Source organism: Lactiplantibacillus sp. C232 (assembly GCF_023806725.1).
Classification (GTDB): Bacteria; Bacillota; Bacilli; order Lactobacillales; family Lactobacillaceae; genus Lactiplantibacillus; species Lactiplantibacillus plantarum.
Window position 1 is genome coordinate 57,924 of sequence record NZ_JAMSKZ010000011.1, and the last position, 16,524, is coordinate 74,447.

Genomic DNA, 16,524 nt, shown 5'->3' on the forward strand with positions numbered 1-16,524 from the left:
ATGGAGGAGTGAGTTATGAAGAAAATATTGGCTGAGTGGAAGGGCTACTTAATGTCTGGTATTTCATATATGTTACCGGTTGTTATTGGCGGGTCCCTCGTAGTTGCAGTTCCTAAGTTGATAGGTCTATGTTTTGGAATTACAAGTTTTGATGCGTATAAAACTGGTTTTTGGTTTTATATGGGACAAATTGAAGCCGTTGGTTGGATTGGTGTTGGCTTAGTTAATTTAGTTTTGGCCGGTTACATTGCATATGCTATTGGCGATAAGCCAGCTTTAGCCGCCGGGTTCATTGGGGGCTCATTAGCATCTAGTTCTAATATGGGATTTTTAGGAGCCTTGGTTGCTGGGTTTGCAGCTGGTTATACTGCACGTTGGTGTCACAATAAGTTACATGTTGGTGAAAAGTTCGAATCTATTATGCCATTAGTTGTTGTACCGCTGCTATCTACAATGGTTGTGGCAATATTGATGGGAGTCATTTTGAAGCAACCGCTGACTTGGATTAATGTATCACTTGTCGCCTGGATTAAACAAATGAGTACAAGCGGTGTAAGTGCTATTACCTTAGCAGTTATCATGGGCGCTATGATTGGTTCTGACTTAGGCGGTCCTGTTAATAAGGCTGCATGGATGGCAGGAAACGTTTTATTAGCTGAAAAGATTTACACCCCTGCAATGATCGTTAATGTGGCTATTGCTGGTATTCCCTTAGGATATGCATTTGCGACGACTTTCTTTAAGCATCGTTTTTCTGATGAATTACTTGATGCTGGACGAAGCGACTGGTTCATGGGATTTATTGGAATAACAGAAGGTGCTATTCCGTTTACATTAGTTAACCCGTTGAAATTAATTCCAATTAATATGATTGCTGGTGCTGCTGGTTCGGCGACTACGATTTTACTTGGGGCTCAGGCTAAGATTCCTCCTGTTGGTGGGGTTTATGGATTTGTCACCATTACGAATGGTTGGGCCTATTTAATCGGTCTAATTGTTTGCGCTGCGATTATCGGTGTACTGGCACCATTGGCTGTGGACTTTAACCAAACACAGAGCGAAGAACAAGTCACTGATGATAATGAGGACGACATTAACATTAATTTTGAAGCTTAGATTGACTAAAACGAGCCGCATAATGGTTAAAGAGCCGTAATGCGGCTTTTGTTACCTAAAATAACAGGGAGCGATACATTTATGACAAAAGCACATTTTGTAAATCATACTCATTGGGATCGAGAATGGTATTTTACAACTGAGGACGCACAGGTGCTAAGTGATCAGCTGTTCTCAAATGTTTTGAAGGAGTTAGAAACGCATCCTGAAGCTAATTTTACTTTAGACGGACAGACATCAATACTAGATGAGTATGTTGAAATGCATCCCGAAGATGTTATCCGGATAAAGAAATTAATTAACCGTAATCAATTATTTGTTGGACCATGGTATACACAGACTGATGCGATGATACCTGATGCAGAATCAATTATTCGTAACTTAGTTATTGGCATCAACGATACCAAACAAAAGTATGGGCAACCAATGATGATTGGCTATTTGCCAGATACTTTTGGATTTAATTCGCAATTGCCAATGCTCTTAAATCAAGTTGGCATTAATGACTTTATTTTTTGGCGGGGCACTAATTTTAAGCGACAAATGGACTCTGTTTATTTTAAATGGCACAGTCTAGGTCATAGTCAAGTCTATGCTGCTAATTTTCCGTTAGGTTACTATACTGGTCAAATCGCATTGGATTCGAAGAAAAACTTACAAGAGTTCGTTGCAAACCGTCTAGATCCAGGAATTGATTTTGAAAGTCAACAGGGTCAAAATAATTCGGTCCTAGTGCCTTCGGGAATCGATCAAATGAATATTATTCATAACGTATCTGAGACTATTAGTAAGATAAATAAATATAGTCATAATCAGATTGTGATCAGCAATTATCCGAAGTTTATGCGAACATTACGACAACGCAACGATTTACCGGATTATCAAGGCGAGTTGCGGTATCCAACTTATGCTAGAGTTCATCGGACAATTGGTTCAGTACGTTCGCGCATTAAACGGCAGAATTTCAAACTCGAACAGCAAATATTACGACGTGTTGAGCCACTGATGGTCATCGCCAAAAGATGTGGTATCGATGTGTCTAAGGGTCTTATTTTGAAACTTTGGAAAAAGTTGCTAGAATGTCAACCGCATGACAGTTTGGGTGGCAGTGTTTCTGATAATGTTGCTATTGATATTGACCATCGATTCAAACAAGGTTTTGAAATTGCAGACGGTATCGAAAACTATATCAAGAAAAGAATCGCACAACGGTTGAAACTGGATGCCAATCAGGTGCTTGTATTCAATACTGATCCACGCCCATTCAATGGATATAAGAAAATCCGTTTCTTAACATCATCGAAAAACATTATGTTTGATGAAAAATATCAAGCAACTATTTTAAGTGCAAATTATGTGGCTAAGCGAGAAAATATCATGCAACAAACGGCTAAAGGCTTTGAATTTAAAGACGAGCCTGGTTACTATGAATTACAAGTACAAGTTGCAGTCCAGTTTGATGGGTTGGGTTACCAAGTAATTGACTTTAAGGATGGTGCAGAAGCTTTGCCAGAATTACAGTCTGAGCAACAAACGGCTATCCAAAATGAAAGTTGGAAAGTGAATTATGTCGATGGCAACTTTCAGGCAACTACTAATGGGAAAACTTACAAAAACATCATTAGTATTGTAGATTCGGGTAATGATGGTGATACGTACGATTATTCACCGCTTCGAGGCGACAAAGAGGTTGACTTGCCTTTAGCCGGCGTTGTAGCCATTTATGTTGGAGCTGGAAGGCAAGAACTGCGATTAAGCGGCAAGTGGCAGTTACCAGAAGGCTTGGCTGACAGGATTAGTCACGAACCAAAGCTGCACGATGTCGCATTTGAATTAACGTTGACTTTAACTGATGGTGACAATGTATTGGCAGGTCGTTTAACTGTCGATAATCAGGTTCTAGATCATCGATTACGGTTAAAAATTAATACAGCAATTGAAAGTGACACTGCAGTTGCGCAAGTTCAAGGCGGCTTTCAAAGAACACGTAATTTACCAATTGCGGAAAATTGGGAAGAAGAATTTGTTGAAAAACCGGTTAACCTTTATAACTTTGATAAAATTGTCGGGATGCAAGGGGCTAGCGATGGCCTGTATTTAATTGCTAAAGGAATGAAGGAATACGAGTTAGGAAAGAAAGCATTTTATGTCACATTAATGGCAACCACTGGTCAACTTGGTAAGCCTAATTTACTGTGGCGACCAGGTCGTGCTTCAGGCGATACAACTAGTATTGGGCATCAGATGACACCAACGCCGTTGGCCGAAGAATTAGGAGCAAATACATTTGAGTTTGGGTTAGTTTCCACGTCTCAATTGAATGAAAATAAATTGGCAATAATTGCTGAAAAGTGGTTAGCACCCGATGTTAGTTATCAATTACAAAAATTGAATTTATTTGTAAATCGATTAGACAATAAAATTTGGGATGTTGAATTTGATGATTCATTACCAACTATCTCAGAGTGCGAGTCATTTTTGAAACTCGATCCACATGTCACAATTAGCGCGTTGTATCCGGCCTATACTGTGCCAAATAGTTTTGTTATCCGTTTGGCAAATGAATCTGGTGTGGCTGCTGATTTGACCCCCTTATTAAAACAACATTTCATTCAGGTAAATGCTCTGGAAGAGGCTCAACCATGTTCGGAACAATTAGTGATTCAGCCTTATGATATGGTTACCTTGCTCATACACAATCAGGGGGCATAGCTCATGCGTTTGGGAAGTATTGAAGCTGGAGGGACTAAGTTCATTTTAGCAATTACTGATGAGCACTACCGTATCTTGAAGCGACAACGAGTAGCGACCACAAAGCCAAATGAAACGCTGGAAGCCTGTGTTTCATTTTTTAAGAAAAATCCAGTCGATGCGTTGGGAATCGGGAGTTTCGGCCCAGCCGATATTAAGGTGGATTCACCGACATATGGTCAGATTTTAAATACACCAAAAGCTGGTTGGTCTCATACGGATGTTGTACAGATGTTGAGGGCAGCTTTGAAAATTCCAATTACTTTTACAACGGACGTAAATGCTTCGGCTTATGGTGAATATATGATTGGACAAGGACAAGCAGTGCGTTCACTAGTATACTTTACTATTGGGACAGGCATTGGTGGTGGTGTTATCCAAGATAATCATTTCATAGGTGGTATGTCTCATCTTGAAATGGGACATACAATGGTCATACCTATGTCAGGCGATAACTTCAAGGGTGTCTGTCCATATCATCAAAATCGGTGCTTTGAAGGCATGGCTTCAGGACCCGCAATTGAGGCTCGAACTGGCAAACCGGGGGAACAATTGAAGCGAACCAATGAAGTATTTAAGTTGATCAGTTATTATATTGCACAGCTGGTCTTTGATGCATATCTTAATTTCATGCCTGAAAGAATTGTTATTGGTGGCTCAGTAGTAAGCGAAACTGAACTTCCAGTGATTAGAAGAGACGTTGAGCAGCTTAATAACAATTATGTTGAATTACCGAACTTAGATCATTTGATTGTTTTAACGGGAATTGCTAATAATGGTTCTGCAACGATTGGTAATGTCGCCCTGGCCAAAAATTTGATATTTTAGGTAAAAAGAGTCGATAACAAGTAACGTTATCGGTTCTTTTACTTTACTATGAATGAAAAATGGTCTGGAATACTTATTTATGACTTGATTCATGCTACAGTAGAATCTATAAGGATACATAATATAAGTCTACGCTTAGCATAGCCATGATTAACTTAACGGAGGAAAATCAATGATCAAATTAATCGTAAGTGATATCGACGGTACCCTAGTCGACAGTCAAGGACAGTTATTACCGGCTACAATTACGGGAGTTCAAGCAGCAGTTGCACGGGGGGCACAAATGGTGTTGGCCTCAGCACGTTCGCCTAAGGGGATGTTTGGAATTGCGCAACAACTAGGAATTAATTCGACCATGATTGCCTATAATGGCGCGCTAACGGCTACGACTGATGTGAATGATCGACTAACTGTTTTTGAAGAGCAAGCCGTTGACCCTAAACTAGCACAAGCTGTGCAAACGGTAGTAGCTCATGATTGGCCAGCTGCCTCAATTAGTATTTATTCGAATAATAACTGGTTGGTGGCTACTAATGGCCCGTGGGAACAGCAGGAAGCGACGGGAATTGGTTATGCACCCCATGTCACGGATTTGGGCACATGGTTGCAACGGATGCCGACGCCAGTGCATAAAATGATGATCATGGCCGATCCAGATATTATTCAGGCGATTGAACACCGATTAAGCCGTGATGAATTTAGCGGCTTAGCAGTTTATCGTTCGAAAGAAACTTATTTAGAAATCGTTGCGGCAGGCGTAACTAAAGCAGCCGCATTAATGAAATTATTACAGGATGATCAAGTTACCCCTGCTGAAACGATTGCGTTTGGCGATAACTTTAATGATGTTGCGATGCTCCAGACAGCGGGGATTGGTGTTGCGATGGCTAATGCGCCACAACCCGTTAAAGAGGCAGCGAACATAGTAACAACTGATAATAATCATAATGGTATTCAGCTAACCTTAGCTCGGTATTTTGCTGATGTTACGCGCTAATTAAAAGGCCATTTACGAATCATTAAAAAATAGGAAGCCCAACGCCATGTTCGTTGAACTTCCTATTTTCGTATTGTAGAAGATATTTAAGAGAAACTTACAGTTAGCTCGTTATTAGCGCGCTAAGATTTCTTTAATAGCTACACTTGTGTCCAATGGTTGACGACCCAAGACATGAGCTAAGTCGACTGACTTTTCAGCCAGCGCACCATCATTGATTGGGGATTGGAATGAGGCAAACAAAGCAGCGGTATCATGATTTAGACCAGTCGTTTCAAGGAATTGCACGTATGCATCCTGACTGACTTGGGTAATCTTAACTTGGTTGCCAGTTGCTTCTTGGAGTGCTTGACCGAGTGCGGCATAAGTGAGGGGTGTCCCAGCAAATTCGTACACTTCTTGAGGGGCATCTGCCATCAAAACGGTTGCGGCCGCTTCGGCATATTCACGTTCCAAGGCCCAGCCAGCTGTATTGTTAGCCCAGTACAAGGTTTCTTGATTATGGGCACCACTTTGTAAGAAGCCCATTTCGTTTTCTAAATACCAGTTGTTACGAAGAAAACTGTGCGCAATATTAGTCGCTTTTATGGCATTTTCGGTGGCCCGATGATCATTGGCTAAGGCGCTGACTGCTGCCTGTGCGTTGGGAAAACTAGTGTAGGCGACAAATTTAACATGAGCGGCGTTGAGGGCAGTCACGACGTTTTTATGAGCGGTGGCCCGGTCAACGGGACCACCAGGTTGTGATGAAACGAAGAGCACGCGTTCAACGTTCTCGAAGGCTTTCGTCATTGAGTCGACATCATCGTAATTCCCGGTACGAATTGGATTATCAGGAAACAGCTGAGCAGCTTTGTCCTGATTACGAGCAATTACTAAAACATTTTCTGCACCAACTTTAGCATTCAGCGTACTAACGGCGCTTTGACCAAATTTACCAGTAGCGGCAGTGACGGCGTATTTCATAATTAAAACATCCTTTCAAATTGCTGTAGCAATAAAAATTACAGTAATTAGCTTATCACATGTAACTTCAAAGTCAACAAGTTTGCTTCCAATAACCGAAAAGACAATTTTCGTATGCTGACATTTAATGAATGGCTAAGAAAAATAAAAACGAGTATTAGTGCGAATTTCTGTGACTAATGAAGTTTCACCGCTATTGATTTATGTCCGAAAAAATAGGATTAGACAACTTGGTGTTATCTAATCCTAATTTATAAAAGTCAGCGATAAATGGTGGCGTTTACTTATTATTCAACGACGTCAAAATTCGCTGTGATGCCTGTCCGTTGAAGTCATTGGTTTGTAACCGTTCAAAAACGTCCTTCATAATGTGCATTAATTGTTGATCGGACAAACCTTGGGCAGATAATGTATTGAGCATGACTTGCAGCAAGTCGATTGGCAGGATCGGTCGCTGTTCAGGATGCGCACTGAAGAATTCCTGAACGGCTTGGTCGTGTAAGCGCCAGTAAACTGGGTTTTGGACATCATCAAAAATCGTTTTTAGTTGCTCTAGGGCCGGTGATAACGGAATGTTTTTGGCAATAATCGTCGTTAGCATCCCATCACGAGCCGGTATACGAACATCCGCCACGTAATCTTTTAATAGTAAGAAATGAGTCTTGAATGGTGGCCGTAACGTAAAGGTCATCGTTAATGCAATTTGACTATCAGTAGCTGCCATGATGATTCCCCCTAATATGATTGGCAGTGAGTGGCAAATTAATGACGCTTCGTGAAGCGGACGACGGCTTCGCAACGAGCTGTTTGTGGGAACATGTCGATCGATTGAATATAGTCGACTTGATATCCGCGGGTAAGTGCTTGTAAATCCTGAGCAAGCGTCGATGGGTTACATGAAATGTAGACGAGTTTTTCCGGTGCGCTTTGCAAGATGGCATCAATTAAGACGTTATCTAAACCAGTACGGGGTGGATCAACGACCATTGCATCGGGCGCAAAACCGCTCGCTAACCATTGCGGTAACAAGACTTCCGCCTCACCAACTTCATAATGAGCATTAGTGATTTGATTGCGTTGGGCGTTGGCATTGGCATCTGCAACGGCTGCTGGAATGGTATCCATTCCCCGAACTTCCTTAGCCACGTCGGCTAGTGATAAACCAATCGTTCCGACACCCGAATAAGCGTCGACCAACGTCTCGTTAGGCGCTAAGTTCAAAGCTTCGCGTGCTAAGCGATAGAGTTTCTTGGTTTGCTGCGGGTTCAATTGGAAGAAGGCCCGAGCAGATAAATCGAAGACTAGGCCGTCTAGCTCCTCCGTAATAGTTGGTTTGCCGGCCAGTAATGTTGTTTGGTCACCCCAGATCAATGAAGTTTTACCAGCATTGATATTTTGCATGACCGACACGACCATTGGCAGTTTTTCAGCGATTTTCATCAATAATTGATGCTTTTTCGGTAACTTGGGTGTATTTGTGATGAAGACCAGCTGAATTTCACCAGTGGCGGCCGCTTCACGCACAACGATTGTCTTGACGATGCCAGAATTATGTTCTTCATCGTAAATCGGTACTTGGAGTTCCTCCAGCCAAGCCACGACTTGACGCATGACTGTCATTGTCGCCGGCATTTGCACCGAACAGGTCGGTAAGTCGACTAGGTCATGACTATTTTCTTTATATAAGCCAGCAGCGACGTGCCCATCAATTAAACGAACTTGAAATTGGGCTTTGTTGCGGTATTCATAAGGATTAGTCATCCCAATGGTGGGCCGAACATCATAGTGTCGATAACCAGCTGGGCGGTATTTTTCGAGTGCTTGACGAATTAAATCTTGCTTAAAGGCTAATTGGGCCGGGTAGTCGAGGTGTTCTAATTCAAAACCACCGACTTCGCCCGCATAGGCATCGCGGGGATCGACCCGGTCAGGACTAGGCTTGCGAATACTACGAATCTTAGCTTCTAGGTAACGTGGGTGCACGGCGGTTACTTCAGCAACAACGACTTCTTCAGGAAGGGCGCCCTTGACGAAGGTGATGACGTGTTTGTAATAGCCAATACCTTCACCGTTAATGCCTAAACGCCGAATGGTCAGTGGAAAACGCTGGCCGATGTTAACGGTCGCTTGCACTTTTTCATCCGGCTGTTGTCGGCGCCGATCATTGTGCGATCGGGATTGGTGCGAATAATGATTAGATTGTGGCATAAGTTTGATTTTGACCTCGTTTTTCTGTGAACTGTGTTAACCTCCATTATAGCATGTGGAAAGACACAGGATAACTGAGGAGGATTGTTTGAAAGTCGCCTAACAGTCAGGTTATAATGATTCTAAATTAGTAATCGGGGTGGGCATATGAATTCATTGATTAGTTTAGAAAAAGTTAATTATCAAATCGCTGATCAACATATTTTACATGATGTTGATTGGCAGATTCCAGCTGGGGCTCATATTACATTGACGGGACCATCCGGTGGTGGGAAAAGTACGTTATTACGGATCATTGCGGCCATGATTTCTAAAACAAGTGGGACCTTGATTTTTGATGGGCAGCCGATTGAAAGCTATGACCCAATCATGTATCGGCGGCAAGTCTCATATTGTTTCCAACAGCCGACGCTATTTGGTGAGACGGTGGCAGATAACTTAGCTTTCCCGTACCAAATTCGTAAGCAAGTCATGGATACGCAACGAGTGGTAACGGCGTTAAATAATGTTGGGCTGTCCGAACGAACCCTGCATCAGCCGATTACCGAGCTTTCCGGTGGTGAACGGCAGCGGGTCGCGCTGATTCGCAACATCTTATTCTTACCAAAAGTGTTGTTATTAGATGAGGTGACAGCTGGTTTGGATGAAAATAATAAGCAAATCGTGCACGCCTGGTTACGACAGTTAAATGAGCAGGATCACGTGACAACGATCATGATTACTCATGACGCGACAGAGATTGCTGCGGCAGATCAATTAGCGAAAGTGGTTGCTGGCAGATTGGAGGTACACGCATGAATTTAGCAGTTAATAATACGTCGCTATTTTTGGCGGCAATGTTAGTGCTCGTCGCGTTAGGAATTAGTTTGTGGCAGAAACTTGGCTTGGATAAGGACATCGTCATTGGTGTCGTGCGGGCTGTTGTACAACTATTTATCGTGGGTTACTTGCTAAAGTATATTTTCCGAGTCAATAATTTGTGGCTAACGCTGGCGATGATAGGCTTCATTATCTTCAATGCGGCTTGGAATGCGAAAAAACGGGGGCCGGGGATTGACCATGCATTAGCTATTTCGTTATTAGCCATTTTTGTTAGTACGGGGGTAACACTCGGCGTTCTCGTCCTATCTGGTGCGATTAAGTTTGTGCCATCGCAAATGATTCCCATTTCTGGTATGATTGCGTCGAATTCAATGGTCGCAATTGGGCTGGCTTATCGCAGCCTCAATAGTCAGTTTCATGACCAGCGGCAAGGGGTGCTTGAACGGTTGGCGTTAGGGGCTGGTCTACTCGATGCTTCGATTGCCATCGTGCGTGAGGCGATTCGTACAGGGATGTCACCAACCATTGATTCGGCAAAGACTGTGGGTCTAGTCAGTCTGCCAGGGATGATGTCCGGTTTGATCTTTGCAGGGGTCGATCCAGTACGGGCCATTAAGTATCAAATTATGGTCACGTTCATGCTCTTATCAGCGACTAGTTTGGGGTCAATCATTGCGTGCTATTTAGCTTACCGTAATTTCTATAATGAACAAAAACAGTTGAAGTAATGACTCCTGATTGCAGTCCCGCGGGGAGTCCTTTATGATGGAAGCTGAAATAAAACTTAATGCGGGGGTATTGATGTGAATGACGCAGCGGTTTGGGTTCCAGTTCCAGCAACGTTTTACTGGGGCTGGTTAGTACCACTCATATTTGGAACCATTTTTGGTTGGCGTTATCATCGCGATAAGGTTCGCCTAGGTAACGGTATTTGGTTTTCGCTATTTTTCTATTCGTTTTTAACCATGCTGGCGATTACAATTTTAGGTAGTAATATCCACTGGTTGATCATTATCAGTGGGACGTTGTTTGTGTTGCTGATCCTGTTGATTGGGCTGATTTTTACCTTACAAGCCTTCTTGCTCTTATGGAATGCGTGGATCATGTGGCGTCATGAGAGTCATACGTTGGCGAATATGCTGACCTTGTACTTGGGACTGGCCATTCTGATTTTGCCATTTTTAGGCAATCTGTTGAGTAGTCATGTGCCGCAGCCCGTGAGTTATTTTTTGACGGTATTTCCGAATCTGGTCATTTTTTACCTTGGTTTTTGGTTTTATAACTATCTGACGATGCTGACGATTTATCAATTCAATTGGCCCCGTCTGCGACAAGATTATATTATTGTGCTTGGGGCTGGCTTGTTAGATGGAGACCGTGTCTCGCCATTGCTAGGGCAACGAATCATGCGTGGACTGCGCTTTTATCAGAAGCAACAACGCAAGACGCATCATCGGGCCGTGATGATTTTCTCAGGTGGTCAGGGTGGTGATGAAACGGTTCCGGAAGGCCAAGCCATGCTGGAATACGCCATTGCGCATGGCCTTCCTGCAACGGATGGCTGGGCGGAGACGCAATCGAAGACGACCTTGCAAAATATGCAGTTTAGTAAGCAATTGATTGCACAGGGCCCTGTTAAAAATCCACGCACGATTTTTGTTACAAATAATTACCATACCTTTAGAGCCGGGATGTTTGCCAAGCAAGCAGGTCTAAAAGCGGATGGTATTGGTGCGCGGACGGCGCGATTCTTCTTACCGGATGCGATCATTCGTGAGTATATTGCGATATTTGTCCGAAATAAATGGTGGCACGCGGTGGCGATGCTTGGTATCTTGATTGTGTCGCTATTATTGACGTGGTTTGATGTCTATCAAGCATCGTTATAGCGATTACTAAGGCTGAATCAGTAATTAAAATATTCCAAGTCAGGTGTACGCTGGCTTGGAATATTTTTTTGGCTGGAATGTTAAAAATGAAGTTATCGAAATGGCAGTATACTGCCATTTTTTTAATGGTGGACTAAATGTTTTAAGGGCAAACGTTTTTAGTGAATTCATTTTGAAAAACCAATTTGTCTTGACAATTACTTGAAAGGTCGTTATATTAATTATGGAAACGATTCCAAATAGGGGGGTGAGCCTAAATGACAACGATTAGTGAAATAGCAGCTGAGGCTGGTGTAGGTGTTGGGACTGTTTCGCGGTATTTAAACCATCGGCCTAGTGTTTCAGTTGCTAAGAAGAAACAGATTCAGGCAGCGATTGAAAAACTGGATTACACCCCGAATGCCATTGCGAGTCAGCTACGCGCGCAGAACACTAATACGATTGGTGTACTGGTATCAAGAATCTCTAACCCCTTCTTTGCACAGTTATTTGATGCATTGGAACGGGAGTTAAACGGATACGGGTTTCAAGTGATGGTAATGCAGACTCATGATGATGCGTTGGCAGAACAACACTTTCTGGATAAACTCAAGCAGCAACAAGTGGATGGCGTCATTCTGGCATCCATTGAAAATCAACAACTAGTGGCACAATTGTCGGCGACGTATGCTAATCAGATGGTGCTGTTGAATGAAGAAGCTACTGATATTGGTATTCCAATGATCAGTTTAAATCATTATCAGGCAACTAAAGATGCTTTGGCATACTTATATCATCAAGGTCATCGGCGAATTGCCTATGCCACGGGTGGTGATTTTCCCAGTACGCATCATGGACGTTCGCGGACGCAAGCCTATTTAGATTTTTGTGAAGAGCAGCAGTTAGTTGTAAACAATAACTGGGTTTTCGCACAACAACATACGATTGCGGATGGACAAGCGTTGGGGAAGCAATTAGCGTCCTTAAACCCTAGTGATCGCCCGACAGCGGTGTTTACCAATTCTGATGAGGTGGCCGTTGGGGTAATTGATGAGTTACAGCAACAACATTTTCGCGTACCAGATGATATGGCCGTGATGGGATATGACGATCAACCATTTGCGGCAGTGGCCCAAGTTCCATTAACAACGATTCGACAACCGGTCGCGGCAATGGCTCAATTGGCGGTCGATCAGCTATTACATCACTTGGGCCGGTTACAACGACCTGAGTTAGCGATTGCTCTAAGCTTAGACTTAATCAAAAGAAAAAGTGCTTAAGCCTTTTTCTTTTGATTAAAGTGGAATCGATTCCAAATATAGGAGTAGTAATTATGCAAAAAAATTGGTGGCAAAAAGAAGTTTTTTATCAAATTTATCCGGCATCATTTAAAGATGCTAATAACGATGGCATTGGGGATTTGCGTGGAATCATCCAAATGTTACCCCGGTTGAAACAGCTGGGAATTACGACTATCTGGTTATCTCCAATATATCAATCACCCATGGTTGATAACGGTTACGATATTTCTGATTACCAAGCTATTGATTCTCGGTTTGGAACGATGGCTGATTTTGATGAGTTGATGGAAGTAACTAAACGATTAGGATTAAAAGTCATTTTAGATTTGGTTATCAATCATACCTCTGATCAGCACGTGTGGTTCCAATCTGCAATTAAATCGCCGACGAGTCCGTATCGTGATTTTTATATTATTAGGCGTGGGGCACACGGCAATCCGCCTAATAATTGGCGATCAAACTTTGGTAAAGGCTCGTCATGGACGTTATTGCCAGGAAGTCAGGATGAGTATTATCACCATGTCTTTTCTAAACAACAACCGGACCTAAATTGGGAAAATCCGGCTCTAAGGAAACGAATCTATCAAATGATTAATTGGTGGTTGGCAAAAGGGGTTGCGGGTTTTCGGATCGATGCGATAACATTCATAAAAAAAGATCAAGATTTTGCCAGCATTAGTCCTGATGGTGTTGATGGGTTAGGTAAAGTCAAACGTAAAGCTGAAAATCGACCTGGTATTGAAAAGTTCTTAGCTGAATTGAACACGGCTACTTTTAAACCAGCTAACGCGGTGACGGTTGGAGAGGCTTCGGGGGTTAGTTATGACCAACTTGGACAATTTATTGGTAAAAAAGGTTACTTCTCGATGATTTTTGACTTTCATTACGCAGACATTGATATTGCATCCGGATCAGAGTGGTATCGACGAGTTAAGTGGACACCGACGGACTTACGGCGCGCAATTTTTAAAAGCCAACTGGCGATTCAAAATGTCGGCTGGGGAGCTAACTTTTTTGAAAATCACGATCAGCCGCGGAGTATTGATAAATATATTCAGACACCAGCTTATCGGAACGAAATTGGTGCCAAAGCACTAGCCTTACTTTATTTTAACTTGCGCGGTTGTCCATTTATTTATCAAGGACAAGAGCTGGGGGTGACAAATGCACGGCGTGACTCAATTACCATGTTTAACGACTTGAGCAGTCACGATAACTATGATCGTGCTATTGAAGAGGGATATTCAGCAAGCGAGGCGCTTGCCTTTGTAAATGCTCGTTCCCGGGATAATGCGCGATTACCATATCCATGGGATGATTCCGTCAATCAAGGCTTTAATCAGGGTGCCAAGCCATGGATTACACCAAAACAGTCACATGATAGGGTAAACTGGCAAAGCGAACAATTAGATTCAAATTCAGTTTGGCATTTTTATCAGTCATTGATTAAGTTACGGCAAATATCAAATTTAAGTCAGGATTTAATAGTCGGTGATTTTAGGCCAATTACTTGTGATTGTGACCAAGTGATTGCTTATCAACGTGGTCGAAGGGTACAGGTGTATGTTAACTTAAGCGCAAAACGGTTATTCCTAACGTTACCTAATGGCCGACCTCGATTAAATAATTACGCACATTATCGACTCAATACGTTGGAACCATATCAAGCCATTCTTTTTGAGGTGAATTCAAATGAGTAAAAACTATCAGGTACTTGCGAAAAAAATTATTGATATTGTTGGTGTTGACAATGTTGAATCGGTTACTCATTGTCAGACACGGTTGCGGTTTGTTGTTAAAGATCCTAAGCAGATTGATAAAGCAGCACTTGAAGACTTAGATGAGGTTAAGGGAGTCTTTTTCGGTTCAGGACAGTATCAGGTCATTATTGGCACTGGTGTTGTTAACGATGTGTATGACGCGATTGAAAAGTTACATTTAGTTAATGCAATTTATAGTCAGGAAACGCCGACTACGCCGACTCCTGATAATCAGAAGTCACCATTGCAACGATTCATGGCAATGCTTTCGGGAATCTTTATTCCAATTATTCCGGTGATTGCAGCTACTGGACTTTTCTTGGGATTACAAAGTGCTTTGACTAACAATCAGGTTTTACAGTTGTTTGGAACTTCATCTGCCGCGATTCCGGCAAGTCTTAATACAGTAATTTCAGTTTTAACGGGGACTGTTTTTTCATTTCTGCCAGCTTTAATTGTTTGGTCCACATTTCGCTATTTTAAAGGTACACCAATTGTCGGTATTGTGATTGGACTAATGCTCGTTTCCCCTTCACTGCCTAACGCGTATTCAGTTGCGGGTGGTACAGCGAAAGCGATTATGCTTTTTGACAAGATTCCAGTTATCGGTAGTCAAGGATCCGTATTAACAGCGTTAGTTGCTGGTTTTCTTGGAAGTAAACTGGAGCATTACTTTCATAAACACGTCCCTAACGTTCTCGACCAAATTTTAACGCCCTTTTTAACGATGTTAGTTACTTTTGGTATTATGATTTTAGGGGTTGGCCCGGTTGTACACTGGATTGAAAATGTGATGATTAGTGGTGTTGAAGGGTTGATTAACTTACCATTTGGAATTGGTGGTTTTTTGATTGGAGCCGCTTATCCGTTAATGGTGCTAGTTGGTATTCATCAGATGATGATTGCCATCGAAACGTCACTATTAGCAGCTACCAAGCTCAATCCGTTAATTACTTTAGAAGCCATGTATGGCTTTGCTAATCTGGGGGTAGCTTTGGCGATGATTTTACGAGCAAAGTCACAAAAGGCTAAGGCTAATTTTATTGGCGCATTTTCCTCGCAACTATTTGGTGTTTCAGAACCAACCTTGTTCGGGGTCTTGATTCGCTATAATTTCAAGCCGTTGGTTGTAACCGTTTTAACCAGTGGGATAGGTGCTGGCGTACTGAGTGTTATGAGTGTGGCAGCAAATTCATATGGTCTAGCCGTTGTTCCCTCTTATCTGATGTATATTTACAATGCTCGTGATTTGCTGATTTATACGGTCGTCTCGTTATTGACGGTAGCAGTGGCTTTTATTGCCACTAATATGTTTGCGATTCCTAAGGACATATTAAAATCTGATCAAGTACAACCAAAGATTGTAGATGATACGATATTTTCACCAGTTTCTGGTAAAAGTATTGCCTTGAGTACGGTTAACGATCCGGTCTTTGCATCTAAGATGATGGGGGACGGCATTGCAATTAAGCCACAGGAACAGGGGCCGGTAAAAGTCTATGCGCCACAAAGTGGTCAGATGAGTGTTGTAGCCGATACAGGACATGCCTATGGGTTAACAACCAATAATGGAGTTGAGTTGTTGATTCACATCGGTATTGATACGGTGTCATTAAAAGGGCAAGGCTTTAAAGTTGTCGTTAAACCGGGGCAAACTGTTCAAAAGGGTGATCTCTTAGGTGAGTTTGACGCAACGGTGTTAAAAGCTGCTAACTTAGATGACACGGTCATGGTGATTGTGACAAATAGTAAAAATTATCAACGGATAGAATCAGAACCTAATCAGTCTATTCAGTCGGGAGCAGCACTGCTGGCGATTCAAGGGCGTCCGGAAATGACGACTGCAACAGCATCCTAAACGTAAGTACGATAAAACCGCGATTTGCCATGAGCAAGTCGCGGTTTTA

At 42.4% G+C, this 16,524-nt stretch carries 13 protein-coding genes; 10 read left to right on the forward strand and 3 right to left on the reverse strand.

The annotated features are described in order from the left end of the window. Nucleotides 1-15: 15 nt before the first annotated feature. The 4 genes from MZO41_RS11270 (at nt 16) to MZO41_RS11285 (ending at nt 5,692) form a co-directional block, all read left to right on the forward strand. A complete protein-coding gene (locus MZO41_RS11270) occupies nt 16-1,116 on the forward strand; it encodes a PTS fructose transporter subunit IIC (RefSeq protein WP_003642460.1) in 1,101 nt (366 codons plus the stop codon). Nucleotides 1,117-1,197: 81 nt separating this feature from the next. Further along, complete coding sequence (locus MZO41_RS11275; protein WP_003645314.1) at nt 1,198-3,828, forward strand: alpha-mannosidase; 2,631 nt, start codon at nt 1,198-1,200, stop codon at nt 3,826-3,828. Nucleotides 3,829-3,831: 3 nt separating this feature from the next. Next, nucleotides 3,832-4,695, forward strand: coding sequence for an ROK family protein (locus MZO41_RS11280; protein WP_003642458.1), 864 nt, complete (start codon nt 3,832-3,834; stop codon nt 4,693-4,695). Nucleotides 4,696-4,867: 172 nt separating this feature from the next. Continuing rightward, the gene (locus tag MZO41_RS11285) at nt 4,868-5,692 is read left to right on the forward strand and encodes a Cof-type HAD-IIB family hydrolase (RefSeq protein ID WP_013355973.1); all 825 of its coding nucleotides are present in this window, start codon (nt 4,868-4,870) and stop codon (nt 5,690-5,692) included. 114 nt (nt 5,693-5,806) lie between these two features. Here MZO41_RS11285 and MZO41_RS11290 read toward each other — a convergent pair whose 3' ends face one another. From MZO41_RS11290 to rlmD, 3 genes are all read right to left on the reverse strand, one after another. Continuing rightward, on the reverse strand, nt 5,807-6,658 hold the full coding sequence (locus MZO41_RS11290; RefSeq protein ID WP_013355972.1) for an SDR family oxidoreductase: 852 nt from the start codon (nt 6,656-6,658) through the stop codon (nt 5,807-5,809). Between the two features lie 280 nt (nt 6,659-6,938). Continuing rightward, on the reverse strand, nt 6,939-7,382 hold the full coding sequence (locus MZO41_RS11295; protein ID WP_013355971.1) for a hypothetical protein: 444 nt from the start codon (nt 7,380-7,382) through the stop codon (nt 6,939-6,941). A 38-nt stretch (nt 7,383-7,420) separates the two neighbouring features. Further along, entirely contained in the window at nt 7,421-8,866 is a 1,446-nt protein-coding gene (gene rlmD, locus MZO41_RS11300) for a 23S rRNA (uracil(1939)-C(5))-methyltransferase RlmD (RefSeq protein WP_003642454.1), read from the reverse strand. A 147-nt stretch (nt 8,867-9,013) separates the two neighbouring features. On the opposite strand from rlmD, the gene MZO41_RS11305 reads away from it, so the two are divergent. The 6 genes from MZO41_RS11305 to MZO41_RS11330 all read left to right on the forward strand — a co-directional run bounded on the left by MZO41_RS11305 (nt 9,014) and on the right by MZO41_RS11330 (nt 16,475). Then, entirely contained in the window at nt 9,014-9,664 is a 651-nt protein-coding gene (locus tag MZO41_RS11305; protein WP_003642453.1) for an ABC transporter ATP-binding protein, read from the forward strand. Then, nucleotides 9,661-10,416 carry an ABC transporter permease gene (locus MZO41_RS11310; protein ID WP_003642452.1) on the forward strand — a complete coding sequence of 252 codons (756 nt, stop codon included), beginning with the start codon at nt 9,661-9,663 and terminating at the stop codon, nt 10,414-10,416. Before MZO41_RS11305 ends, MZO41_RS11310 begins: the two co-directional genes overlap by 4 nt. Before the next feature lie 75 nt (nt 10,417-10,491). Continuing rightward, nucleotides 10,492-11,577 (forward strand): YdcF family protein, encoded by a 1,086-nt coding sequence (locus tag MZO41_RS16995; RefSeq protein ID WP_013355970.1) that lies wholly within the window; start codon nt 10,492-10,494, stop codon nt 11,575-11,577. A 257-nt stretch (nt 11,578-11,834) separates the two neighbouring features. After that, the gene (locus MZO41_RS11320) at nt 11,835-12,836 is read left to right on the forward strand and encodes a LacI family DNA-binding transcriptional regulator (RefSeq protein WP_013355968.1); all 1,002 of its coding nucleotides are present in this window, start codon (nt 11,835-11,837) and stop codon (nt 12,834-12,836) included. A 53-nt stretch (nt 12,837-12,889) separates the two neighbouring features. After that, nucleotides 12,890-14,557 (forward strand): alpha-glucosidase, encoded by a 1,668-nt coding sequence (locus MZO41_RS11325; protein ID WP_003642449.1) that lies wholly within the window; start codon nt 12,890-12,892, stop codon nt 14,555-14,557. Continuing rightward, on the forward strand, nt 14,550-16,475 hold the full coding sequence (locus MZO41_RS11330) for a sucrose-specific PTS transporter subunit IIBC (RefSeq protein WP_013355967.1): 1,926 nt from the start codon (nt 14,550-14,552) through the stop codon (nt 16,473-16,475). Before MZO41_RS11325 ends, MZO41_RS11330 begins: the two co-directional genes overlap by 8 nt. Nucleotides 16,476-16,524: the final 49 nt, after the last annotated feature.

Excerpts from the sequence above, each read along its gene's own strand:
- MZO41_RS11270 (WP_003642460.1), top strand. The coding sequence starts at position 16 with ATGAAGAAAATATTGGCTGAGTGGAAGGGCTACTTAATGTCTGGTATT.
- MZO41_RS11275 (WP_003645314.1), top strand. The coding sequence starts at position 1,198 with ATGACAAAAGCACATTTTGTAAATCATACTCATTGGGATCGAGAATGG.
- MZO41_RS11280 (WP_003642458.1), top strand. The coding sequence starts at position 3,832 with ATGCGTTTGGGAAGTATTGAAGCTGGAGGGACTAAGTTCATTTTAGCA.
- MZO41_RS11285 (WP_013355973.1), top strand. The coding sequence starts at position 4,868 with ATGATCAAATTAATCGTAAGTGATATCGACGGTACCCTAGTCGACAGT.
- MZO41_RS11290 (WP_013355972.1), bottom strand. The coding sequence starts at position 6,658 with ATGAAATACGCCGTCACTGCCGCTACTGGTAAATTTGGTCAAAGCGCC.
- MZO41_RS11295 (WP_013355971.1), bottom strand. The coding sequence starts at position 7,382 with ATGGCAGCTACTGATAGTCAAATTGCATTAACGATGACCTTTACGTTA.
- rlmD (WP_003642454.1), bottom strand. The coding sequence starts at position 8,866 with ATGCCACAATCTAATCATTATTCGCACCAATCCCGATCGCACAATGAT.
- MZO41_RS11305 (WP_003642453.1), top strand. The coding sequence starts at position 9,014 with ATGAATTCATTGATTAGTTTAGAAAAAGTTAATTATCAAATCGCTGAT.
- MZO41_RS11310 (WP_003642452.1), top strand. The coding sequence starts at position 9,661 with ATGAATTTAGCAGTTAATAATACGTCGCTATTTTTGGCGGCAATGTTA.
- MZO41_RS11320 (WP_013355968.1), top strand. The coding sequence starts at position 11,835 with ATGACAACGATTAGTGAAATAGCAGCTGAGGCTGGTGTAGGTGTTGGG.
- MZO41_RS11325 (WP_003642449.1), top strand. The coding sequence starts at position 12,890 with ATGCAAAAAAATTGGTGGCAAAAAGAAGTTTTTTATCAAATTTATCCG.
- MZO41_RS11330 (WP_013355967.1), top strand. The coding sequence starts at position 14,550 with ATGAGTAAAAACTATCAGGTACTTGCGAAAAAAATTATTGATATTGTT.